The 21,594-nt window shown below is 53.2% G+C and carries 18 protein-coding genes; 14 read left to right on the top strand and 4 right to left on the bottom strand.

Translation table 11 applies throughout. The annotated features are described in order from the left end of the window. Nucleotides 1–51: 51 nt before the first annotated feature. Nucleotides 52–2,019, top strand: a complete 1,968-nt coding sequence (locus ACZ5EH_RS13715) for a HAMP domain-containing methyl-accepting chemotaxis protein (RefSeq protein WP_464274445.1) — start codon at nucleotides 52–54, stop codon at nucleotides 2,017–2,019. 85 nt (nucleotides 2,020–2,104) lie between these two features. Here ACZ5EH_RS13715 and ACZ5EH_RS13710 read toward each other — a convergent pair whose 3' ends face one another. Both ACZ5EH_RS13710 and ACZ5EH_RS13705 read right to left on the bottom strand, forming a co-directional pair. Beyond that, the gene (locus tag ACZ5EH_RS13710) at nucleotides 2,105–2,359 is read right to left on the bottom strand and encodes a hypothetical protein (protein ID WP_464274444.1); all 255 of its coding nucleotides are present in this window, start codon (nucleotides 2,357–2,359) and stop codon (nucleotides 2,105–2,107) included. Between the two features lie 107 nt (nucleotides 2,360–2,466). Beyond that, on the bottom strand, nucleotides 2,467–4,446 hold the full coding sequence (locus ACZ5EH_RS13705) for a sensor histidine kinase (RefSeq protein WP_464274443.1): 1,980 nt from the start codon (nucleotides 4,444–4,446) through the stop codon (nucleotides 2,467–2,469). Nucleotides 4,447–4,722: 276 nt separating this feature from the next. On the opposite strand from ACZ5EH_RS13705, the gene ACZ5EH_RS13700 reads away from it, so the two are divergent. Continuing rightward, nucleotides 4,723–6,015, top strand: coding sequence for a histidine kinase dimerization/phospho-acceptor domain-containing protein (locus ACZ5EH_RS13700; protein ID WP_464274442.1), 1,293 nt, complete (start codon nucleotides 4,723–4,725; stop codon nucleotides 6,013–6,015). 75 nt (nucleotides 6,016–6,090) lie between these two features. Here ACZ5EH_RS13700 and ACZ5EH_RS13695 read toward each other — a convergent pair whose 3' ends face one another. After that, complete coding sequence (locus ACZ5EH_RS13695) at nucleotides 6,091–6,483, bottom strand: bacteriohemerythrin (protein ID WP_464274441.1); 393 nt, start codon at nucleotides 6,481–6,483, stop codon at nucleotides 6,091–6,093. Nucleotides 6,484–6,634: 151 nt separating this feature from the next. Here ACZ5EH_RS13695 and ACZ5EH_RS13690 point away from each other — a divergent pair, with 151 nt between their 5' ends. The 12 genes from ACZ5EH_RS13690 to ACZ5EH_RS13635 all read left to right on the top strand — a co-directional run bounded on the left by ACZ5EH_RS13690 (nucleotide 6,635) and on the right by ACZ5EH_RS13635 (nucleotide 20,617). Further along, nucleotides 6,635–8,623 (top strand): PAS domain-containing sensor histidine kinase, encoded by a 1,989-nt coding sequence (locus tag ACZ5EH_RS13690; protein ID WP_464274440.1) that lies wholly within the window; start codon nucleotides 6,635–6,637, stop codon nucleotides 8,621–8,623. Beyond that, nucleotides 8,620–8,763: a hypothetical protein gene (locus ACZ5EH_RS13685; RefSeq protein WP_464274439.1), complete on the top strand. Its 144-nt coding sequence runs from the start codon at nucleotides 8,620–8,622 to the stop codon at nucleotides 8,761–8,763. Before ACZ5EH_RS13690 ends, ACZ5EH_RS13685 begins: the two co-directional genes overlap by 4 nt. A gap of 47 nt (nucleotides 8,764–8,810) precedes the next feature. Beyond that, complete coding sequence (locus ACZ5EH_RS13680; protein ID WP_464274438.1) at nucleotides 8,811–9,290, top strand: response regulator transcription factor; 480 nt, start codon at nucleotides 8,811–8,813, stop codon at nucleotides 9,288–9,290. A gap of 38 nt (nucleotides 9,291–9,328) precedes the next feature. Next, complete coding sequence (locus ACZ5EH_RS13675) at nucleotides 9,329–13,165, top strand: PAS domain S-box protein (RefSeq protein ID WP_464274437.1); 3,837 nt, start codon at nucleotides 9,329–9,331, stop codon at nucleotides 13,163–13,165. Between the two features lie 13 nt (nucleotides 13,166–13,178). Next, entirely contained in the window at nucleotides 13,179–14,609 is a 1,431-nt protein-coding gene (locus ACZ5EH_RS13670; protein ID WP_464274436.1) for a sigma-54-dependent transcriptional regulator, read from the top strand. A 301-nt stretch (nucleotides 14,610–14,910) separates the two neighbouring features. After that, entirely contained in the window at nucleotides 14,911–15,318 is a 408-nt protein-coding gene (locus ACZ5EH_RS13665; protein WP_464274435.1) for a response regulator transcription factor, read from the top strand. Nucleotides 15,319–15,521: 203 nt separating this feature from the next. Continuing rightward, entirely contained in the window at nucleotides 15,522–15,914 is a 393-nt protein-coding gene (locus ACZ5EH_RS13660) for a hypothetical protein (protein ID WP_464274434.1), read from the top strand. A gap of 11 nt (nucleotides 15,915–15,925) precedes the next feature. Continuing rightward, nucleotides 15,926–16,306 carry a response regulator gene (locus tag ACZ5EH_RS13655; RefSeq protein WP_464274433.1) on the top strand — a complete coding sequence of 127 codons (381 nt, stop codon included), beginning with the start codon at nucleotides 15,926–15,928 and terminating at the stop codon, nucleotides 16,304–16,306. A gap of 313 nt (nucleotides 16,307–16,619) precedes the next feature. Continuing rightward, nucleotides 16,620–16,922: a hypothetical protein gene (locus ACZ5EH_RS13650; RefSeq protein WP_464274432.1), complete on the top strand. Its 303-nt coding sequence runs from the start codon at nucleotides 16,620–16,622 to the stop codon at nucleotides 16,920–16,922. A gap of 286 nt (nucleotides 16,923–17,208) precedes the next feature. Next, nucleotides 17,209–18,105 carry a hypothetical protein gene (locus ACZ5EH_RS13645; RefSeq protein WP_464274431.1) on the top strand — a complete coding sequence of 299 codons (897 nt, stop codon included), beginning with the start codon at nucleotides 17,209–17,211 and terminating at the stop codon, nucleotides 18,103–18,105. A 23-nt stretch (nucleotides 18,106–18,128) separates the two neighbouring features. Beyond that, nucleotides 18,129–18,491 carry a response regulator gene (locus tag ACZ5EH_RS13640; protein WP_464274430.1) on the top strand — a complete coding sequence of 121 codons (363 nt, stop codon included), beginning with the start codon at nucleotides 18,129–18,131 and terminating at the stop codon, nucleotides 18,489–18,491. Between the two features lie 47 nt (nucleotides 18,492–18,538). Then, the gene (locus tag ACZ5EH_RS13635; protein ID WP_464274429.1) at nucleotides 18,539–20,617 is read left to right on the top strand and encodes an ATP-binding protein; all 2,079 of its coding nucleotides are present in this window, start codon (nucleotides 18,539–18,541) and stop codon (nucleotides 20,615–20,617) included. A 15-nt stretch (nucleotides 20,618–20,632) separates the two neighbouring features. Here ACZ5EH_RS13635 and ACZ5EH_RS13630 read toward each other — a convergent pair whose 3' ends face one another. After that, complete coding sequence (locus tag ACZ5EH_RS13630) at nucleotides 20,633–21,511, bottom strand: PilZ domain-containing protein (protein WP_464274428.1); 879 nt, start codon at nucleotides 21,509–21,511, stop codon at nucleotides 20,633–20,635. Nucleotides 21,512–21,594 lie beyond the last annotated feature (83 nt).

The raw sequence follows: 21,594 nt of genomic DNA, 5'->3' as shown, positions 1-21,594 counted from the left end.
TGCCACTTTGATCATCAGTTTTCGTTCACAAAGCCGCCAATCGGAGGGCGTATGTTCAAAAACGTATCTCTTGCCAAGAAACTGGTTTTCGGTTTCGGCATAATCTTACTCATGCTACTTGCCATGGGAATCATTGGCTTTTTTACCATTTCAACATTGAAGGAAGGGGTCGGGCATTACCGTGGTTTTGCCGTGGACACCAACCTGATGAGCCGTGTGCAGGCCAGTCTTTTGTCTTTACGTGTGAGTGTGAACAAATACCTTCAGACCGGGGAGGAGCAACACCTGGCAAACTTCCTGACCGGGCAGGAACAAACTGAAGGTTTTATGGACGAGGCATTACAGGCGATTCAAAATCCGGAACGCCGCCCCCTGGTGGTAAAGGCGGATGAAGAATTGCGGGCCTATGATACTGCTTTTGATCAGGTCAAAGAATTGATGGATAAACGGGCCCAGTTGTTTTCAGATGTCCTCGATGTCAACGGCCCCAAAATGGAAGTGCTCTTCACCGAAGTCCTTAGAAACACGGAACGACAAGGCGATACCAGTGGGAGTTACAGTGCCTCACTCGGCATGCGCTCCCTGCTTCTTGCCAGGCTATACGTGATGAAGTTCTCATCCACCTTCAATCAGGTCGACGCGGATCGTGTTGAAAAGGAAATGAAAGACTTGGAAGCATATATGGAGGAGCTCGACAGCAATCTTGCCAACCAGGAAAGGCGACAGCGGATTGCTACCCTTCGAGAACTTATGACAGATTACCTTGCCGCCTTCCGAGAGCTGGTGACCACACTGTATGCACGCAATCGCATCATCGATACCCAGCTCGATGTGAAAGGAGTGGAAATTACCGAGGCTCTAGAACAAGCGAAAAATTCTGTACAAGAAGATCAAAATACCTTGGGTCCCAAACTCGAGGCGTCTGCTGCAAGCGGAAATTTGATAATTTCCATTGTCAGCATCGCAGCAATCATCTTTGGCGTCCTTGTAGCCACGGTCATAATCCGCTCCGTGCTCGCGCAACTTGGGGGCGATCCCCGACTGATAGCAGACATTGCAGGCAGCATCGCCAAAGGCAACCTGAACATTTCCTTTTCGAAAAACACCCGTGGCGTATACCAGGATATGGAAAACATGGTCGGACGCCTCAGCCAGGTTGTGCGTGAAGTGCAATCCGCTTCCGACAACGTGGCCTCCGGCAGCGAGCAGCTATCCGCTTCCGGCCAGAGCATGAGTAACGGCGCAACGGAACAGGCCGCCAGTGTCGAGGAAATATCCTCCTCCATGGAAGAAATGAGCTCGGCCATCAAGCTCAATGCGCAAAACGCTGAGCAGACTGACAGCATTGCTCGCAAACTGTCCGAGGACGCACAGGAAAGCGGCAAGGCAATGCTGCAGACTGTCGACGCCATGAAAGATATTGCCGAAAAGATCTCGATAATTGAAGAGATTGCGCGGCAAACAAACCTTCTCGCCCTCAACGCTGCAATCGAAGCCGCACGAGCTGGCGAACACGGAAAAGGATTTGCAGTGGTGGCCGCGGAAGTACGCAAACTGGCGGAACGCTCCGGCGCAGCCGCCAATGAGATCAGCGAACTGTCCACAAAAAGTGTTTCTGTTGCGGAGCGCGCTGGCGAAATGCTGCAAAACATCCTGCCCGAAATTCAAAAAACAGCTGAGCTGGTTCAGGAAATATCAGCTTCCAGCAACGAGCAAAACACAGGCGCGGAGCAGATCAACAAAGCAATCCAGCAGCTGGATCAAATCGTGCAGCAAAACGCCTCGGCCGCCGAGGAGATGGCGTCCACTGCAGAAGAGCTTTCCAGTCAGGCAGAACAGTTACAGAGCTCCATGACCTTCTTCTCATTGTCGGATAATGACACGTATCCTGCCGCGCGGAGCAAACAACGCCCTTTGCCCCAGCTGCAGCAGGGGGAGAAAAGCAAGCCCGCCGTCAAAGGGGTAACGCTGCAGTTATCCGACTCGGATTACAACGACGACGAATTCGAGCGTTTCTAGCCATCGTCGAAAGCAAGAAAAAACTCCCGCTCTCAATCAAAGGGCGGGAGTCTTCATTTCAAGAGAGGCAACCTGTTGCCCCAGGTCAGCCTTTGGCTTGTTTTGCAGCCATATCGCGCTTTTCCTGCTCGCACTCCATCAACTGGCGCTGCAGATTATCCACGGTATTATTGCAGGACTCAAGGCGGCCAAGAAGTTTCTTGTTTTCTTTTTCCTGCAGCCGTAACGCCTTTTCATAATGGCCTATGCGGGAACTGATACCTTCAACGACTCTCTGGTGGAGAAACAACGCGACAATAACCACAGCAAAGAGTGACGCAACAAATAAAAAAATGGCCATGCATCCTTCTCCAATAAATAAATCTCCGCGCTGGTCAGGAAGAGACAACGCGACGGCTTCGGAGGGAGGCATCTTTACCTAAATGGGAAGGAGAATCAAGCTTTTGGCTAAGCGCCTTGAGGTATTCTGACAGTAAAGGTGCTTCCTTTACCAGGGAGGGATTTTACACTGATATCACCCCCGTAGTGGGTAACGATTTGTTTGCAGATGGCAAGGCCAAGCCCTGAACCGCCGGCCCTGGTGCGTACAGTATCGCCTATTCTTGCCTGATGAAACTTATCGAAGATGCTTTGCACCTGGTCAGTGGCGATCCCAGGCCCGCTATCGCTGACGCGGATAAGCACCATGCCTGCGTCTGCCGCGGCTTCAAGCCGTACGTTCCCTTTGTCCGTAAATTTCAAGGCATTGTCCAACAAGTTCAGCAACACCTGAAAAAGTCTGTCTTCATCCACAACCAAAAGGGGTAATCCGGAAGGAACCTTCTGCTCAAGAGAGACTTCCGGCTTGCTCTCCAGCAACGCACTCACGCTCCGGAAGGCCCTGCCGACGATTTCTGAAAGATTGACAGGCTTGTCATCCCATTCCATGCGCCCTGCTTCGATTTTACTCAGGTCCAGAAAATCGCTTACCAGACGCGTCAACCTGCTGCTTTCAAAAAGGATTATGTCAAGATTTTCAGATATTCTACGTGCTTTTTTGGAAAGCAGCGGATCATCCAGAGCATTGACCAGAAAATATTTTACAAAATCCCGGTTTATCAGTTTTGAAAACCCCTGAATGGATGTCAAAGGCGTGCGGATGTCATGGGAAACGGTTGAAAGAAAAGAATCTTTCAACATATCGAGTTCCAAAAGCCGCTTGTTGACCTCTTCCAACTGCTCGGTTTTCTCGCTCAATGCCTGTGTGCGCGCCGCCACCAGCTCTTCCAGGTCGCTATTGAGACGCTCAAGCTCGGTTTCGGCATTTTTCAGAACAGTCACGTCCTGTAAGGCGGCAATCCGATCAGTCGTGCCAGGAATCAGCGAAACCCGCAGACGAATGTTTTTCTTGTTTCCCTCCCTGTCCAAGAAAACAAACCCATATTCCCGCGGGAGGGAGGTATCGCGTTCCAGGCGCAGCGCATGGAACTCACGCATCCGCTCCTGGTCCTCCATGGCTACAAATTCTGTCCAGTGCTTGCGGCCTTCCACGTCCCCCCTCTTGAATCCAGAAAGCAATGTAAACTCGCGATTACAACGAGTTATGATGCCAGATTCTGAGAATATGCAGGTCGCGGTTCCGTTGCTTTCGAACAAACTGCGGTAGTGGCGTTCGCTTTCCTCCAAGCGGTTTTCGGTGGCGCGAATTTCCGTCATATCCAGGGCTATGCCGCGCAACCCCATGGGGACGCCGTGGCGTTTGATGATATGTGTATAGACCCGGATCGGAAAGCTGTCTCCATTACGTTTGCAGGCAATGTAATCCTCTCCCGGCAAGCTCACCCCCGACATGAGGGCGCGAAGATTGGCCATGGCAATTTCCTGATCTTCCTGTGAAATGACATCATTGATCCCCACGGAACCAGCAGCCATTTCTTCTGCGGTATACCCTAACAACTCCACCCCCGCTTTATTGGAGAACAAAAAACGCCCTTTCATATCCATTTCAAAAATCATCTGCGGAAGATTTTCCACAAGATCCCTGTAGCGCTGATCCGATTCAGCCAATTCCATGACCGTGCGCCGGTATTCCGTGGTCACGCGGAAGAAAACGGCAATATTGCCGTCGCAAGGGAAAACGCGGACTTCGTACCAGTTCTCGTAAGGCTCCACCCCAAAGTAAACGGTAAAGTCGATACGTTTCTGCGTTTGTAGTGCAAGGGTGTACTTTTCTTCGAAAATGGAATTTTTTGCTTGAGGAAAGGCCTCGATCAGCGTTTTACCCAGCACGTCGTCGTGCCTTCTGAGAAACCGGGCGGCCGCGCTGTTGAACATGAGAAAGCGCAAGTCCTGGTCAAGGATATAAAAGCCATCGCTGGTATGCTCAAGAAGTTCAAAAGCCTTGAGCCCATCCAGGTTGGCAAGCAGTTTTTTACCAGCATCTGGCATCGATGCAGACGCCTCCAGGAGCGCTTTTTATTCAGCTTTGTTGCAAGCAACTACCGCACCTAGTAATACGTATTTAAAATATAATAACATACCCGTAGTGTAAGGAAAAGGGATCAGAGACTTTTTTTTGAACTACACATACCTGATCTTCAAATCTTGACGCTTGCTTCAAAGCCGCGCAAGGTACCATCGCACAGCACTCCTGGCTCAGGCAGGTAAGAAGCTGACGAAGACCACAACATTTTTTGGCATCAATACTATCCAGGGAGAATCCAGATGGAGCGCCCCACCCCCCCTATTGAACGTCTCATCTTTTTTCGCAACGAATTGAACATCTCTTCTGAAGAACTGGATATTCTGCAACCGTACGCCCGACAAATGGCGGAACGGGGGGCGCAGATGGCCAAGGAACTCTACAAGAGAATGGGGAAAATGGCCCAAACAAAAATCATTCTGGATCATCAGACATCCCCCAAGCGTCTCCAGTCAAACTGGATGGGGTGGTATACCATGCTCTGGGAGCGCCCCTGCGATGATGCCATGCTGGCAACCCTTTGGCACAGCGGATTGCAGCATGTGACCCATGGTGTGGACCATCGCTTCATCACGCTCGCCTATTCCCAGGTGCGCCGGTACAGTCATCAAGCCATTACAGACATAGTAGCGCCAGAGGATAGCGAAACACTGCACATTCTGGCCGACAAACTGTTCGATCTGTGCATCCTCGTCGAATCCGACGCCTACATCACGGCGCAGACCCACTGTAATAACGATGTCATGATGGGGATAGCACACCAGATACGCAACCCGCTGACCATCATAGGCGGTATGGCCTCCAGGCTGTTGCGGCTCGATGAGAAGGGCGGCCCCATGCATACGTCCCTCGAAGCCATGCTTGGCGAGGCAGGCCGCATGGAGCGCATGCTCCAGGATCTTGTCGAATATATCAAAGTGCTGCGCAGCGAGCCATCTTTTGCAACCGTATCGGTAAGCAAGGCAATTGAAGAATCTTTGGAACAGCTCGAAGGCAAGGGGCTGCTCAAGGGAGGCAGGCCAGAGATAAAGCTGGACCCGGCGCATGACATGGTGCAGGCGGATGCCGCAATGATCCGCGATGCGTTTTTTCACCTGCTGGACAACGCCCTGGAAGCCAATAACGAAGGGGGCGACGCCCCCCCTGTTGTTCTGATCAGTCGGCAGGCCTCTCCGTTGCAAGAGCCCGTAGCAACGGGCAAGGACCCTTCCAAGCACTTCATTACGGTGGAGCTTTGCAATGTGGGCGAGCTCCCCGAGACTACCGACCTTGAAGGACTGTTCCAGCCTTTTCACTCTACCAAACCTTACGGCACAGGCTTGGGTTTGAGCATCGCCAGGCTGGCGGTGCAAAAGAACTTCGGGACGGTGCAGCTCACCAGACCTTCAGATGACGAGGGCGCCTCCTCCACGAACAATGAAGACGACAACACGTCTCGCCAGCTTCGCTGTCTTGTGACGTTGGTCAAGCCAGGGCATGTGCATGATTCCGGCCTGTTTTTCTCTGACCCCGAAACCCAGGAGAAGCAGGAGTGACGCTGCTCCCACCGGCAGCCTGAAGCTTTGCCAGTGGCAACAACCTGAAGAGACATGCCCGAAATATTGGCTGTTTTATGCTTTGACAGTGGGCACGAAGGCCATATCCATGCCCTTGATGTGCAGCACCAGCCAATCATAGAGAAAACGTAGCAGGTCCTTGGCGGCCTGGGCGCTGTCGTTTTTGACTTCTTTTTCAATGTCATCAATGCGCTGGACAAACTCCCGATGCGCTTGAGCGTGCTCGTCAACTTTCGGGAATCCGCTTTGTCGCATGAGTTCTTCCTCATCAGTGAAATGAAAAGCAGCATAGGTTTTGAGGCCTTGCAACGCATCATAGGCAGCCTGACGCTCCTCTCCCATGCCTACTTGTTCAACCAATTCCTCAATCATGCCAAAAAGCAGTTCATGCTGTTCATCCACGCTTGAAATTCCGGTTTTCATCGAGGCGTCCAGGACGAATTTCATACGCCCTCCTCTTGCTATTTCTGGCAGCATGCTATTTGTTATTTTTTATACGCACAGCAAAACACTATGCAATCCAGCCCGGCAGAGACCCAAATTCTACGGGCAAATAGAGACTCTTTTTCTCCGCTACGGCTTATGGTAAATGACCAATATGAACGATATACCCTCCCATAGTGCAGCCACGTCCTCATCGCAACCCGGTGATTTTGCAGAGGAGGCAAACAGCTCGCCTTTTATGGCGTACAGCAATTTACCAGTACCGGTCTATATTCTCGACCAATGGCTGCAATGCATTCATGCCAATGAAGCCGCGTGCGATTTTCTGGGCAAACCGGAGGCAAGCCTGACAGGGCAGGGCATCACTGTTCTTTTCCCGTGCAACGACATCAGCCAGATCAAGGCCGACGACATTCAGGCCTTTGAGTCTCCCCCTCCCCAAAAGGGCCCCTCCACGGAAGTCTCGCTGGTCATCCAGGGCAAGCAAAAATTCGTGCGTTTCATCAGGCAAATTGCTGATGACGCAAGCGGGAATCCGTGCCTCATCGTCATTCTTCAGGACGCAAGCAATGAAATCCATGCCACCGCACGTATTCATTCCTTGGAAAACGCCATTTCCGTCAGCAGGGAAGGCATCGCGATTCTCAACCAGCAGTACCGCTTCGAATTCGTCAACCAAGCCTTATGTAAAGCGTATGGCATCGAAAGATCCAAGCTGATCGGCCGCTCGCTTGGCGAAATGGTGGGTACAGACACATTGCAGACGCAGCTCCAGCCAAGGCTCAACCGCTGCCTGGCCGGGGAGCACATTCATTTCAGTATATGGATGCACCTCCTGGACAAAGGCCAGCGGCTCATGGACATCAGCTATACGCCCATGCGTGACCTGGAAACTGGCCAGCGCAAAGTAATCGCGAGCTGTAAGGACATCACCCCACAGGAGAACACTCCGTCCATCGAAGGATTAACGCCCCCTGCGTCCGTGCAGGAGGAAGGCGCTGTCCTGTTCGATTCTCTCCACAAGGCCAGGCTGCGAATAACCCCTGAGGGGCGCGTGAGCTCGTTTACCCAAGAGGCGCTTGCCCTGCTGGGCACGACAGCGGAGAAAATAAAAGAAGCAGACTTCATACACGATTTCAGCCTGCACACAGGAATGTTCAAGGTCTTTCTGCAGCGTTTTCTTGCCACTGGCGAAACCGTTGTAGAAGCTATTCCCCTGCGGCGCGGGGATGGCGAGATAGTGACCTGCCTGTGCTCCTTACGCGCCACAGAAGCGGGCCAATGTGAGCTGTGCATCGAAACGCCCCATATCGCGTTGCCTGAAGGGGGCAATACAGACCACGCCCTCCTCGAACGCAAGGTACTGTTGCGCACAAGCGAACTTACCAGAACCAACAAGCTTCTGCTCAAGAATATCCACGAATTCGAAAGGAGCAAACGCGAGTTGCTCGAATATCGTACCCGCATGCGGCGGCTGGCCCTGGAACTCTCCATGGCGGAACAACGCGAGCGCTGCCGTCTGGCCCTGGAGCTGCACGACGGCATCAGTCAGGACCTGGCCCTGGCCCGTATCAGCCTCTCGTCCCTGCGCCAAAACCTGGCCGAGGCCGGTCAGGCGGATAAATGCGACGAGCTTCTGGAGCTCATCAAAAAAATGATCGGCCAAAGCAGAGGGCTCATCTGGGAAATGGGCGCCCCTGACCTTTATGACACCACATTCGAAGCCGCCTTGGGAGAATTGGCCGAAGAATTTCAGAGCAGATACGGTATCGAGACCAGCTGTGAAACCTTATGCGCATCTCCCCTCGATCTGAACCAGGAACTTCAGATCATGCTTTTTCAGATGGCCAGGGAACTGCTCGTCAATGCCATCAAGCACGCCAATGCAACCTCGGTGGTTATCACCCTGGATCAGGACGAACAAAACATCAGAATCAAGGTTGAAGACAATGGCAAAGGGATGCCGCATTCTTCCCTGCAGCCATCCATCTCCAAAGAATCCGGATTTGGTTTATCCAGTATCAGGGAGCGCCTGGACCTCATTGGCGGGGCCCTGCAAATTCTACCTCCTAAAACATCCGGCGCATGTATAGTTCTTGTCACCCCCAGGCTTTCTTCCATGCAGGCGGAGTCTGCAGAATGATGCCAGGCGAACATGATATTCAATGCACGGTGCTGTTGGCTGACGATCACGCCATTTTGCGGCAGGGACTCACAGCCATGATCGAACAGCAACCAGGCATGCGCGTGGTGGCCGAAGCATCTGACGGAATCGAGGCATAGAGCTTGCCCAGGAGCATTTACCGGATGTGGTTATCATGGACATTCACATGCCCAGATGTTCTGGGGTGGAAGCTGCCAAAAAAATTCGAGAACTTGGCATAGATTCGCATATCATCGCCCTCTCCATGTTCCCCAAAAAGCGTTTTGTGATTGAAATGCTCGAAGCAGGCGCAAAGGGATATATTCTCAAAGACTGCGCATTTGAGGAGCTCGTCAAAGCCATCTGCCAGGTTATGGAAGGAAAACTTTTTTTGAGTCAGGATGTTTCAATGCTGGTGGTTGAGGATTACCTGGAAAAAAAGGAAGCCCCCCTCCAGAAATCCAGACTCGACTCCCTGACCCCCAGAGAGCGCGAAGTACTCAAAAGAATTGCTGAGGGGCAAAGCAGCCGCACCATCGGGCAGGAATTGAACTGCAGCCCGAAAACCGTAGACGTTCACAGATTTCGCATCATGCAAAAGCTTGAACTCGGCAGTGTGGCCGAACTGGTCAAATACGCCCTCAGTAAAGGCCTGACGTCCATTTAATAGGAATAACCCCTTCTTTATTTGAGAGACAGGTGAGCATGCCGCAGCAGCCCTCCAAAAAATCGCCACTACGGATCGCACTCACATATTTTCTCGTGGCATTGCTTTGGATATTTTATTCCGAAGATCTGCTGATTCTGCTGGCGCCCAATGAAATCACCGCCCTGATGTGGCAAGAGCATAAAATCTGGCTCTTTGTCTGCATCTCGGCCGTACTGGTCTACTGGCTCGTTAAGGACACCACCACCCGCTTCCACAAATCTTTGGAGCAGAAGCAGGAAACACTCAGACAGCTCCGCCAGATCATGGAACATTCACAAGCAGCGGGTTTCGTATACACCCCTGATACCCGTGAACTGGAGATATTGCCGCACAACGCTCCATTTGCAGCGTTTCAGGATTCGCAAAGAGCCAGCATAGACAAATGCATCCATCCGCAGGACCTGCCTGTTTTTGAAGAGCAGATAGCACACAGCTTTGAGCGCCCCAACGAGCATTTTTCCTGCGAAATACGCATCGCCCCCCCTGAGCAAAATGATTCTGATGACAAGAACTGGCATTGGGTACTGCTACAGGGCAGTTCTCACCATCCTGTGGAGAATGGCGCTACAGCACGCCCTCGCTGTACAGGGTCCCTGCTCGAAATCGAAGCGCGCCGGAACATCGAAGAAAAACTCCGTACGGCAAACCGGGCCATGCAGCTTATTGCCGCGTGCAACGAATCCCGGAACATGGCGACGACAGAAATTGAGCTTCTGTCCATGGTTTGCAGACACTTGGTTGAGGAGGGTGGCTACAAATTCGCCTGGGTGGGGGCGCCCACCACGGAAACGGCATCTGGCGTTGCAATAGCAACCAGCCATGGTAAACCTGCCGCCTGGGCCCAACAACTCCCTGCGATACTGAAAAGCAATACAAATCATGTCACTCTGGCGACCCTTTCCAGTTTGAATATCTCCGTTGAGCGAGACATGCCGGCCTCGATTCCATCCGGCCCCTTGCGTGATCTTGCCATTGCCAGCGGCTTCCATGCTGCTATCGCCCTCCCTTTGGTAGACAATGGTGAAGCAATCGGCGCACTGACCCTTTATACAGGGCAGAAAACCTCCTTTCCGTCAGAAGAACTGGATACGCTTGCAAAGGTTGCCGACGACCTCACGGACAGCCTGCTGTCACTGCGTCGCAAGGCTGCAGACAGCAAGATGCTTGCCGCGCTTGAAGAAAGCGAAGAGCGCTTTCGTGCAACCTTTGAGCAGGCCGCCGTGGGCATCTGCCACCTTTCGCTGAAGGGCATGTTCGCCAACGTCAATGCAACCATGTGTCGCTTGGCTGGATACAACCGGCAAAGTCTGCGCACCAAAAAGCTGTCCGACCTGTTTTTTCCTGAGGCCCGGCAAGAGCTGGATTCGGGAATGCACTCTCTTCTCAATGGAGCTGCCAAGCAATTCTCCATTGAGCAACGCCTGCAACGCAACGAAGAAGAATACTTCTGGTGTCTGACCACAATTTCTCTTGCCCATAACAAATGGGGCGCTCCAGCATATTTCATCGTTGTGGTCGAAGACATTACCTCCCGTAAACGCATAGAACAAAACATAGAAGCAGGGCGCCGTGAACTCGCCCTGCTCGCAGACGCCATACCTGACTATATCGCCCGTTTCGATAGGGAATTACGACACATCTTTGTCAACCAGGCTTTAAGCCGGGCCATAGGCATCCCCCGTGAAGACTTTTTGGGCAAAACCCTTGCGGAGATGGAACTGGCGCCGGAAACAACCTCCGTATTGAGCAACGCCATACTGGAAGTTTTTCAGACTGGTGAAGAGTGCAATATCCAATTCGGCCTTCATAACAGAGGGACAAGCCTGGTAATGCACTCGCGCCTCGCACCCGATCGTGACGAACAGGGGCGCATACGCAGCGTCATCTGCGTCACCAGGGACATAAGCGAGCTGGAAAACGCACACCTGGCGCTCCAGGCCAGCGAAAAAAGACTCACCGATGCCCAACGCATCGCGCGAATGGCAAGTTATGAACGTGATCTAGTCAGCGGCAGAGGGTACTGGTCCGATGAACTTTACAGGCTGCTGGGGTATGCACCCGGCGAAGTTCCCAACTCCCTTGAACAATTCCTGAGTCACATTCACCAGGACGACAGGGAGCGAATCCGCAACATGTTCGAAGAGGCAAAGCAGAGACGCAACGATTTTGCTGCCGAATTTCGATATGTCCGCACCAACAAACAGATCCGCTACGGCTTTGTTACTGGCAACATAACACGCGATGCTTCAGGCCGCGCAGTACATTACCAGGGTATTTTGCAGGACATTACGGAGCGCAAACGCGCTGCGGAAGAGTATTCGCTGCTGGTAACCGCCATCGAACAAGCCAGTGAAGCCATCTCCATCACCACCCCGGAAGGCGTATACCAATATGTGAACCCGGCCTTCGAAAGCACTACAGGCTACTCCCGTTCAGAAGTGCTCGGCCGGACGCCACGGGTCCTGTCTTCCGGGCATCATGATCAAACCTTTCATGAAGCCCTCTGGAGAACCATCAAAAATGGTCAAGTCTGGCAGGGGCGCTTTATCAACAGACATCGCGATGGAAACCTGTACGAGGCCGAGTCGACCATCTCCCCCGTACGGGACGCCACCGGCGCCATTATCAATTTTGTGGCGTTGATGCGAGACGTGACCGAAAAGAACCGGCTGGAAACACAACTGCGTCAGGCCCAAAAAATGGAAGCCATAGGCACCCTGGCCGGGGGCATTGCCCACGACTTCAACAACATTCTTGCCGCCATCATGGGGTTTGCAGAAATAGCCCTCATGGAAATCCCCGAAGAACAGGTCTCGGTGCGTGACAGTCTGCAGGACATCATCACCGGCAGCCATCGTGGCGCCGAACTTGTGCACAACATCCTCACCTTCAGCCGCCAGACTCCCCAGGATAGAAATCCCATAGAGGTCCAACCCCTGGTCAAGGAATCGCTCAAACTGCTCCGCTCCACCTTACCGTCATACATTGTCATCGAATCCAACCTGAGTATTGACCCGATGTTTGTTGTGGCCGCCCCTTCTGAATTGCAACAACTCGTGCTCAATCTCTGCACCAATGCCGGACAAGCCATGGGGCAAAACGGAGGCGTGCTGCACATTGATCTCACCCGGGATGCGCCCACCGGCGCCGAACGCGCCAAGTACCCTACCCTGGAGAATAAAGAGTATTTACGTCTCAGCGTCAGCGATACGGGCAGCGGTATTCCCCGGGAATACACGGAACGCGTTTTCGAGCCCTTTTTCACCACCAAGGCCCCTGGTGAGGGAACAGGTTTGGGGTTGTCCATTGTTCACGGCGTAGTCCAGGATCTGAAAGGCACAATGGACTTGGAAAGCTCTCCAGGCGAGGGCACTACAGTGACGATATTGCTCCCCCTGGCCAAACAACTTCAGGAGGAAATCCCCGAAGCAGACAGCAAAAAACGGATAATCCCCGGTCAGGGGCGCATTCTTCTTGTCGAAGATGACGATGTGGTTGCCAGAAGCCTGACACGGATGCTCAAGGTCCTTGGCTATGAGAGCACCCACACCACGGACGGCCTGAAGGCGCTGCAACTGTTCGAGACATCCCCGGATGCTTTCGATCTGCTGTTGACCGACCAGATAATGCCGGGTTTGCGTGGCCTGGAACTGGCCAAGGCCCTGCACACGATCCGTCCCGACCTGCCTGTGCTGCTTATCTCCGGGTATGCTGAAAGCCTTGATCAAAAAGAAACAGAGCGTGCCGGTATTCGCGCTATTTTGCCCAAGCCCTTGCAACTGGAGGACTTCTCACGCGAATTGTATGCAGCTCTTGTCCCCCTGGGACAATAATGAGGTACAGCGGATGGCCCATATCCTGATCGTGGACGACGACGCCCTTTTCAATAAGATGCTTAAGACCGCTGTAGCCATGAAAGGCTACAACGTTCTTCAGGCGCATACCCTGACTCAGGGGCTGGAACTGGCCGAGGAACAGGAAATGGATGTCATCTTCCTGGACGTGCGTCTCCCGGATGGTAATGGGCTCAAGGCCATCCCCCAATTCATGGAGAGTCCTGGGCACCCGGAAATCATCATCGTAACCGGCGAGGGAGATGCGGACGGAGCGGAACTGGCAATCAACAGCGGCGCATGGGACTATATCCAGAAGCCCAGCTCCCTGGACAAGATTACCCTGCCGCTGCTGCGGGCTCTGGACTACAGGGAACAGAAAAAGCTTTCCCCCCCTGCCAGAATGCCTGCCGCCAACATCATTGGCAGCAGTGAAGCCTTGCAGCAATGCCTGCGCCGCACCGCCATGGCGGCGGACAGCGACGCCGCTGTGCTCATTGAAGGCGAAACCGGTACAGGCAAGGAACTGATAGCACGGGCCATACATGACGGGAGTTCCCGCGCGAACCAGCCGTTTGTGGTTGTGGATTGCGGCGCCCTGCCTGAAAACCTGCTCGAAGCCGAACTCTTTGGCCACGCCAAGGGCGCCTTTACTGGCGCGAATATGGCGCGTGAGGGCCTTGTATCACTGGCGGACAAGGGCACGCTGTTCCTGGATGAAGTGGGCGAACTGCCCCTTTCGCAACAGCGCTCTTTTTTACGCGTGCTGCAGGAAAAAAGCTTCCGCCCCTTAGGGGGGGGCAAAGAGCAAACCAGCGATTTCAGGCTGCTGGCGGCAACAAACAAAAACCTGGATGCCATGTCCGCAGCAGGCGGATTTCGTGAAGACTTACTTTTCCGTCTCCGCACCATCTCCATCAACCTCCCCCCGTTGCGGGATCGCAAGGAGGACATCGTTGCCCTTGCCACATTCCAAATGGAATGCCTGTGCGCGCGATACTCTCTGCCGTCAAAACAACTGACTGAAGACTTTATAGAGACCCTTGAAGCCTACAACTGGCCGGGCAACGTGCGCGAACTGTTCAGTTCGGTGGAGCGCGCCATGCTTGCCGGCAAGCATGAAGCTTCACTGTATGCCACCCATTTGCCGGCGCACTTGCGTGTTGCCAAGGTGCAGGGGTCCCTCCCAAACACACAAACGCATACCCCGCCCACAAACTCCACGGTCTTATACCATGCACCCCATTTTGCCGCTGACGGCTCACTTCTCCCCTGGCGCGATGTTCGTGAACAGGGTCTGGAGCACTTGGAAAACGTCTACCTCCAGGACCTTATGAAAACCTGCGAGGGCAACGTCACCCGGGCTGCAGGCGTATCGGGCCTTTCGCGGCAACGTCTGCATGAGTTGTTGCGCAAGCACGGCATTGTGCGCAATGATTTCTGACCCAGCAACAAACGAACATCGCCACTTGAAGAGTACGCTTTCTGCCCCATTGCCGCGCCCCCTTTTCATGTCCTGAAGTGTAAGCCAGCCGGCTAATCCCCGCCTTTTTTACCGTGCTTATCCGGTTTTGCAGACAACAGGTGTAATCTCCCAGTTTACACTGTCTGTTTTGGCATGACGCTTTTCACCTCGCATTATCTGCGACATGGCGTGAACACCTTGAAATGATATGCACTCCATTCTCTAGAGTTTTGGCACCAATATTGTAATCAGATTTGTAAGCAAACAAATGGAGGCTGCAATGCGCATTTTGATTGTTGATGACGATCAGAACATCAGGAAGATGCTCGTGCGCGGTCTCGGACTACTGGGTCATGAAACCCACGAGGCCGAAAACGGCAAGCAAGCTCTTGAGGCTATAGAAAATATCCAGGCGGACATCGTTTTGACCGACGTGTTCATGCCTGTCATGGATGGTTTTGAATTCCTGTGCGAACTCAGGCGTCGCGGCAAGGAAATCCCCGCCATAGCTCTTTCCGGAGGGGGGAAGAGCCTGCATGGTGATCTGTTCCTCCGCGTCGCTGAAAAACTGGGGGTCTGCTGCTCTTTGCAAAAGCCCTTTTCCATAACTGAGGTTTGTCTGGCCCTGGATGCTTGTGCATACAAACAACCGAACGGGTTCAACACTGAACAGGCGGAAGCCAACTAGCGACTGTGTTCCTTTCAATCGTTGGCAGGGCAACGTAAAACAACAATTTTTCAACCTTTGTCTTGACGCAACGCGACATACGCCGCCCCTGGTATGCAATAGGATACGGGGGGATGCGGGTCCTCAGGGGCGGCGGCGTTGCATTTGCTACACTGCTCTGTATCCTTGCATAACGCTCTGGAAATCAAGGAAGCAAAACCAAAGTGCGACCAATTGCCTTTGTCATAGACGAAGACGAACTCGTCATGAAGATGCTTTTCAAGGCGTTGTCCCTGTTGGGGTACAGCACCTTTTGTGCGCAAAAGATAAGCAATGCCCCGCAGGACATCACGCCTGACGCAGTTGTCCTGGATCCATTCATTTCCGGGGGGAACTGGCTGGAGCAGGTACCTACCGCAAAGAAACTCTTTCCCCGTGCGTGCATTGTGGTTTTGGCAGGAAGAATCCCTAATGGCGCTGAACCCCTCTCCGATGGACACTTCAAACGACTAGGCGCAGACGTCGTATTGCGCAAACCCGTCCAGATAGAGAAGCTCAAGGAAGCCTTGACGGGCATCTGCACCATAGAAAACAACCATTTTTCGCAAGGTTTTTGAGGAAAGCCCCGATGCTTATTCTTATAGTTGAAGATTGCCCCGTGAATCGTTTTTTCTTGGAAAAAGCGCTGCAAAAGCTTGGGCATGAAATAAGATGCGCCGCAAATGGCGTGGAGGCCTTGGATTATTTGCGGCATGAACTTGCCGACCTGGTGCTCATGGATCTAAAAATGCCTGTCATGGATGGTTTGGAAGCAACCCGCTCCATTCTCCATGATGCATCCAGTCCTTTGTCCGAAGCCCCGATCATCGCAGTGACCGCCTGCGTCACGGATGCAGAGCGCACACTCTGCTATGAAGCGGGCATGGCCGATATTCTCAGCAAACCCATCATCATCGAAGATTTGAAGCACACCATAGAACGCTACGCCGCCAGCCAACCGACCGCATAGATTTATCATTTTTTTCAGAATATTAGACACTGCCCAAAGGAACTATTGTCTTCTTTTGTCTTGTTTACCATGCTCTATTCGGTTTACCTTCGGCCCATACTGCGCTAAGAGATTTATTGACTGCTGTTTTCGGGAGGTGTAGCACGTCACCGCCTGACAGCTGTACGCCTGCGGCCACTGCGTCACGGCCGGGGGCGCTGCTTCGAGCAATATGGGACTGGTTTTTCGTGCTCGCAGCAATTTCGTCCGAGGGTCACGAGCTGGGGATGCTCATGTCAACGACGTCAATACGAGCCGTAACGAGGTGATAATCATGGAGAATTCTCTTACAAAAGGATTCAAGCTCGAACCTAAACTCTGCAAAACCGCTTTTTTGTGGGGTGTAGTGTTGCTTGTCGTCTTCGTACTCCTTCGCGGACAGCCCACCGAAGATATTTACCATCTCTTCGTCAACATTTCTGATTTCGTAACCAGCAGCATCAGTTTCATCGAGGCATCTCTGGATATTGCCGGCTATGTCTTGTTGCTTCTGCTTCTCGCAGCCCTTGCATATGCACTGGGCAGCGTCTATCGCGCCTGGGGGCAACGCCGCCGCCAGCAGCGCAGTTTCTGCTAGCTCCGCCCTTGAGCAGCCAGGCAAACGACCGTTTCCCTGGCTGCTTTTTTTCCAGCCGCGTTCCTGCCCCTTATTTCATACCGGAAATCATGCCGGTCTTTCCCTAGTGCGCCCGTGATGGCGCTCTTTTTTTTATTTTTCCCCTTTGCCTGCGACAACTCAATCTGTTGGATAGCATCAGATCGACACCCGCCATTGAACAAAATGTAACACGGAGAACGTAAAGAGGAGCACCTCATGTCCACTCTAGTGGCGTTCAAAAATATCGAATCGAAGGAGCATCTCAATGTTCAGCCAGTTTTTCGGCAACTACCTGCTCAAGCGAGGTCTGCTCAACGCCTCCCAACTCCGTGAAGTCCTCGCGCTGCAAAATGCTGTGCGCGTTAAATTAGGCATCCTGGCCATCGACGCAGGATTCATGACAGCAGAACAGGTTGAGCGCACAAATGCGCTCCAGGCGCAAGTAGACAAGCGTTTTGGCGAGATCGCCATCGACGAGGGCTACCTCAACGAGGAGCAGCTTACCTCGTTGCTCGGCCAACAGAACAAGCGCCACCTGCTCATCAGCCAGGCCATGGTGGACAAAGAATTCATGTCCTTTGAACAGATCGAGGTCGTGCTGGATGAATACCGCCGGGATTCAGGATTCAGCGACACGGAATTCGAAGCACTCAAGGCCAATGACATAGACACCGTGGCAAAAGCCATCGTGAAACTGCCGGAACTGGGTGACGAGAATGTTTACGGAGACTACTTTTCCCTGTTCGTGCGCAATCTCGTACGTTTCATCGATGACGGCATTTTGCTGCAGCCTGCAGAACTGGTGAAGCAGGAATCGCTGAACGCCCTTGTTCACCAGGAAATGTTCGGTCGCTTCAAGATTTTCACAGGGCTTTCAGGGTCGAAATACGGCATGACGGAATTCGCACGCCGTTTTGCCAAAATGGACATCTCCACATTCGATGAACTTGCCATCGATGCCCTTGGAGAATTCATGAACACCCAGAACGGGCTGTTTCTTTCCAAGCTTTCCAACGACTGGGTGGAGCTTGAGCTGTCGCCTTCTGAAAGCAAGACCGACTGCATACTCAAATCCATTGGTGTCGTTTATAAGGTGCCATTCACCCTTCCCTTCGGCAATTTCGATTTCTTTATCGGGCTCGGATCGCCTGTATTCAAGTAGCGCAAAGCTTCGAGGAGAACGCCATGCCAAACATACTGATCGTCGACGATTCCATTGTCGCACGCAACAACCTCAAGGAAATTCTGCTCAATGCAGGGCACCAGGTCGCCGGTGAGGCCACCAACGGTGAAGAAGGGTTGTCCAAATACGCCGAGCTCAAGCCGGACATGGTCACCATGGACATCACCATGCCCAAGCTCAACGGCCTGGAGTGTCTTAAAAAGATCATCGAACAGGATCCCGAAGCACGGATCATGATGGTCAGCGCCCTTGGCCAGGGAGCAAAAGTTCTGGAAGCCCTCAATGCAGGGGCCAAACACTATGTGACCAAGCCTTTCGAGGCAGATAAGGTGCTCGAGGCCATTCAGGACGTAATGAATTCCTGATCGGCCGTTTTTGGTAGCCGTAAGCGCACGTTTCAAAGGAGGTTTCCGTGGAGACGCCCTCGCACGCAGATGCATCAGCAGAATCGACCATAACCGAGCTTGCGGAGCTGTATAACGCAGCCGACAAGTCCTTAGCGAACGGCTCCAGGGAAGAAGACAACATCCGGAAACTCGTGGAAGCCACCCACACCTTTCTGCCGAATACGCCAGGAGGAGAGCTGCATGACTTCTTCGAGGGGCACCCCACGGCGGAGGGTGTTGTCATCGTGGACGCTGCACAGTCTCCCCTCGGCCTGGTAATGCGCAATGAGTACTACCAAAAGCTTGGAAGCCTCTACGGGCGCGACCTCTTTTTGAAACGGCCGGTAAAGCTGGTCATGAATGCCCACCCCCTTGTTGTGGACGTTTCCGTCGACATTGCGACCATCTCCATGATCGCCATGAATCGTAACCAGAAAGAACTTTACGACATGGTTGTGATTACGGAGGACGAACGCTTCATGGGGGTGGTGAGCATCAAACGCTTCATGATCGAGCTTTCTCGCAACAGGGAAAAAGAGATCGAGCTGCTCAAGCAACAGAAAGAGATTCTGCGCCTTGCCAACGAAACCGAAACCAAACACCGCAAGCAAATCGAAGACAAGAACAATGCTCTGCGGGATAAAAACGACTCCATTAAAAACCTTTTGGACAACGCGGGGCAGGGATTTCTTTCCTTTGGCCCCGATCTCCTGGTTTCGGAGGAATACAGTCTGGAGTGCGTGAACATCTTCCGCGGCCCCATAGGCAAACGCCACTTTGTAGAGCTGATGCAACGCCATGTAAAGGAAGACACCGCCAGCATGTTGCAACAGGTTCTCGCTAATGTTTTCGACGCATCAAAAGAACTGCAGCAAAAAGTCTACCTCTCGCTCTTGCCGAGTGAATTCTCAATATACAACAAATCCGTCCACATCGAGTTCAAGGTCATTACCCACATGGGGGAAAAACGTCTGATGCTGGTGCTCACCGACATAACGGAGAAAAAAGAACTCGAGCAGAAAATGGCGCGGGAGCGCAGCAACCTGCGCATGGTGGTCAAGGCGCTGGCAGAACAATCCGACGTCAACGCAGCCATCGAAAGCTTCAAAGACTTTGTGAATGAAGAGGCAAAAGCCATCATAGAGGGCGCTGCAACACCAGCAATTGCATTGAATGAGCTTTTCCGCATGGTGCACACCTTCAAGGGGGATTTCGCCCAACTCGGCATGCACAACACCGCATCAAGACTGCATGACCTCGAAGACATGCTGGGAGATCTGTGCGCCGATCAAAAGCAGGGCAAAAGCTGCTCCGCAGAACAACTCCTGAACATCAGCCGCGAATGGGACGCAGAGGCCATCATGGCCGAAGACAAGTCCATCATCGTAGAGGCGCTGGGGCGCAGCTTTTTCGAAACCGAGGAGCGTTTTCTCATCAGTCGCGAACAATTGATGGAAGTGGAGCAACGTATCTCCGGCCTGCTCGGGGAACCTGAACGCCAGCAAGTCCTTCCCATGCTCAGGCGCATGCGCAGTCACAACGTCAATGAAATCCTCAAGGGCTATGACGACTACCTTGCAGGGCTGGCCGGGCGCCTGGAAAAGCAAATCGAACCCATCATCGTGTCGGGAGACGACTGCTACGTGGACAAGCAGCGCTACCTGCGTTTCTTCAAGTCCCTGGTCCACATCTTCCGGAACATGATCGACCACGGCATAGAATCTCCAGAGGAGCGGCTCGAGTCCGGCAAGCGGGAATACGGAAAAATTCTATGCAATATCGAAGACAAAGGCGACGGCATCTTCAAAATCAATATTGCGGATGACGGTCGCGGCATAGACATCGAAAAAGTCAAGAAAGCAGCCGTGGCCAAAGGCATTGTCAACGAAGATGAAGCCGCAGCCATGGGGCGCGAACAAGGATTTGCCCTACTCTTTGAGGATTCTTTTTCCACAAGAAGCGAAGTGACCGCACTCTCCGGACGCGGTGTCGGACTTTCAGCCGTGCTTGCCGAAACCCAAGCCCTTGGCGGACGTATCGAGGTGAGTTCCAAACGGGGGCAAGGCAGCACGTTCTCATTCTATCTGCCTTTGGAAACGGCCTGATACCCGGTCGGCGCATCAGCCGTCGCTTTTCACGCCAACCCTGTCCTTGCTGCGACGATTAATCCAAGTGGCAAGGGTTTCCACCCCGTCCTTTGCAACGTCTTGCCACACAAGCCCGCCAGCGGAATCCCTGACGCCTGCCTGCAAGAAATGCATGCCCACATCCACGCGGGAGCGCTCAAGTTCCGTGCGACGGGCTATCCTTGAATAGAGCAGGAATCTATGCCCTTTTTCCCGCGCCAATTCAGGCAGCGCCAGCCAGACCAGGATACGCCGCTCCCCCTGCAGATAACTGGCCGCCTTGCGGTTACGGTCGCCTTTGAAGGAAATGCGCGCCCCGCCTGCTGAAAGGTTGTGCAGCAACACATTGCCCAGACGATCCGGGGCAATCTCCAATACAGGGCTGCCCAATGCGCCAAGGTCGATGCCATCCACACTTGCTTGCGCGTTAAGAAGCCAGACCCGAAGCGAAGGCATGTAGCGTTCCGGCACGCAGATACGCACGTTGTTGCGCTGGCTGACCTCATCCAGGCGTTTCGGCACCTCCAGCACAAGGGTTGGCCTGCGCTCTCCGGCGCGTATGTCCAGCATCTCGGAGTTGAAAACATAGCACTCGCCTTGCGGGCAAGCGCTGGTGCGCAGGATGAAACGCACCCAGACCTGCTTCCCGCACCAGGACGTGGTAATGCGTGACCGGCCGTCGGCAGCGTAATGAAGCTGCCCCGTCACGACGTTTCTCAGGGAAAGTCGCGTTGCAGGGGGGCCTTTTGGCGGCCAATGGATGAACAGGTCAAAATGCGCGCGTTGGTCAGCTGCGATCTGCAATGTCTCGAGAGCAAGCCTGGCCCGGGCACCGTCGTTGCCGAACAGCTTGTAAACAAGAGAAAGTGGCACTCCTCTCCATCCTTACCCCCACTTAATGTCGGAAAGACTCCCATACCAATCCAGGTGGCCCTTGCTGCCTGCCCAGGCAAAGC

It is taken from the genome of Desulfovibrio biadhensis, assembly GCF_055388615.1.
Note: the sequence above shows the minus strand (reverse complement) of the source record. Positions and strands in the feature narration are given on the sequence as shown.

Bases quoted from the DNA above. Each gene is read 5' to 3' on its own strand.
- ACZ5EH_RS13700 (WP_464274442.1), top strand. From the start codon at position 4,723: ATGGAGCGCCCCACCCCCCCTATTGAACGTCTCATCTTTTTTCGCAAC.
- ACZ5EH_RS13715 (WP_464274445.1), top strand. From the start codon at position 52: ATGTTCAAAAACGTATCTCTTGCCAAGAAACTGGTTTTCGGTTTCGGC.
- ACZ5EH_RS13645 (WP_464274431.1), top strand. From the start codon at position 17,209: ATGTTCAGCCAGTTTTTCGGCAACTACCTGCTCAAGCGAGGTCTGCTC.
- ACZ5EH_RS13640 (WP_464274430.1), top strand. From the start codon at position 18,129: ATGCCAAACATACTGATCGTCGACGATTCCATTGTCGCACGCAACAAC.
- ACZ5EH_RS13705 (WP_464274443.1), bottom strand. From the start codon at position 4,446: ATGCCAGATGCTGGTAAAAAACTGCTTGCCAACCTGGATGGGCTCAAG.
- ACZ5EH_RS13670 (WP_464274436.1), top strand. From the start codon at position 13,179: ATGGCCCATATCCTGATCGTGGACGACGACGCCCTTTTCAATAAGATG.
- ACZ5EH_RS13690 (WP_464274440.1), top strand. From the start codon at position 6,635: ATGAACGATATACCCTCCCATAGTGCAGCCACGTCCTCATCGCAACCC.
- ACZ5EH_RS13710 (WP_464274444.1), bottom strand. From the start codon at position 2,359: ATGGCCATTTTTTTATTTGTTGCGTCACTCTTTGCTGTGGTTATTGTC.
- ACZ5EH_RS13685 (WP_464274439.1), top strand. From the start codon at position 8,620: ATGATGCCAGGCGAACATGATATTCAATGCACGGTGCTGTTGGCTGAC.
- ACZ5EH_RS13655 (WP_464274433.1), top strand. From the start codon at position 15,926: ATGCTTATTCTTATAGTTGAAGATTGCCCCGTGAATCGTTTTTTCTTG.
- ACZ5EH_RS13695 (WP_464274441.1), bottom strand. From the start codon at position 6,483: ATGAAATTCGTCCTGGACGCCTCGATGAAAACCGGAATTTCAAGCGTG.
- ACZ5EH_RS13650 (WP_464274432.1), top strand. From the start codon at position 16,620: ATGGAGAATTCTCTTACAAAAGGATTCAAGCTCGAACCTAAACTCTGC.
- ACZ5EH_RS13665 (WP_464274435.1), top strand. From the start codon at position 14,911: ATGCGCATTTTGATTGTTGATGACGATCAGAACATCAGGAAGATGCTC.
- ACZ5EH_RS13675 (WP_464274437.1), top strand. From the start codon at position 9,329: ATGCCGCAGCAGCCCTCCAAAAAATCGCCACTACGGATCGCACTCACA.
- ACZ5EH_RS13680 (WP_464274438.1), top strand. From the start codon at position 8,811: ATGCCCAGATGTTCTGGGGTGGAAGCTGCCAAAAAAATTCGAGAACTT.